Origin of the sequence: Arcicella rosea, from assembly GCF_040543805.1 — a bacterium.
Classification (GTDB): domain Bacteria; phylum Bacteroidota; class Bacteroidia; order Cytophagales; family Spirosomataceae; genus Arcicella; species Arcicella rosea.
This window is the reverse complement of sequence record NZ_JBEUMS010000038.1, coordinates 1-1269: the sequence shown is the minus strand read 5'-3', so window position 1 is coordinate 1269 and position 1269 is coordinate 1. Positions and strand designations below refer to the sequence as shown.

Annotated in this window: 1 protein-coding gene; it reads left to right on the top strand. The window is 37.0% G+C overall.

Annotated features, from left to right (window positions below; translation table 11 throughout):
• Positions 1-30 precede the first annotated feature (30 nt).
• Positions 31-1215, top strand: a complete 1185-nt coding sequence (locus ABID42_RS23990; protein ID WP_367285820.1) for an IS256 family transposase — start codon at positions 31-33, stop codon at positions 1213-1215.
• Positions 1216-1269 lie beyond the last annotated feature (54 nt).

Sequence of the window (1269 nt, the reverse complement as noted above, 5' to 3'; positions counted from 1 at the left end):
TTTGATTTTGAGACTTTTAAGCAAGAAGCGATAAAAGGTCTTTATTCTGGCAAACCTCTTACTGGGGAGAATGGTATTTTTGCTCCTATGTTGAAACATTTTTTAGAAAGTGCTTTACAAGGAGAATTGGATAATCACCTGAATGCTAACAAGGCAGAAGGGATTAAAAACCGCAAAAATGGTTTGTCTAAAAAAACTATTAAGAGTAATGGAGGAAGCTTTGAATTAGAGACTCCACGTGACCGAGACGGTAGTTTTAACCCACAAGTCGTTGGAAAGAGACAATTAGTTTTAACGGATACTTTAGAGCGTCAGATTATTTCAATGTACTCTCACGGCATGAGTTATTCTTCTATCAATGAGCAGTTGGAAGAACTTTATGGCTATCATCTTTCAGTAGGCGAACTCTCAAACATCACCGATAGAGTAATTCCACGACTTCAAGAGTGGCAATCCAGACCTCTTTCAAGGGTTTATGCAGTAGTTTGGATGGATGCGATGTTTTACAAAGTTCGTATTGATGGTAAGGTAAGTTCCAGAGCCATGTATAGTGTAATAGGCTTAGGTTTAGATGGCAAAAAGGAAGTATTAGGAATCTATCTGGCTGAAACAGAAGGCGCTAAGTTCTGGTTGTCAGTATTGACTGATTTCAAAGCAAGAGGAGTTGAGGATATTTTAATCAGCTGTGTTGATGGTCTCAAGGGTTTCCCTCAAGCCATTGAAGCAGTATTTCCTAAAACACAGATACAACTTTGTGTTATCCATCAAATCCGATACTCTACTCGCTTTGTCTATGATAAGCATTTAAGAGAATTTGTAAAGGATTTACAGCTTGTTTACAAAGCAGAGAATCTTAATATGGCAGAAAAACATCTAGGGACTTTAGCAGAAAAATGGGGCAAATTATATCCCAAAGCAGTTGAAACTTGGACGAATAATTGGGAGAATATCTCTACCTATTTTCAATACTCCCCAGCAATCAGGAAAATCATTTATACGACTAATACGATTGAAGGTTATCATAGACAAATTAGGAAAATCACAAAGAGTAAAGGAGCTTTTGCTTCAGATAATGCTCTTTTGAAATTAGCCTATTTGGCAATTCAGAACATGGATAAGGTTTGGAATGCAAAAATTAAGAACTGGAGAGAAATGCGTGCAGAACTAATCATTACATTTGAAGACAGAATTTCACAAGTTGATTTATTGAGTTAGGGGGCTAGCCCCCTAACTCAATAAATCAAATGACACAGTTTAATGAACACTCCC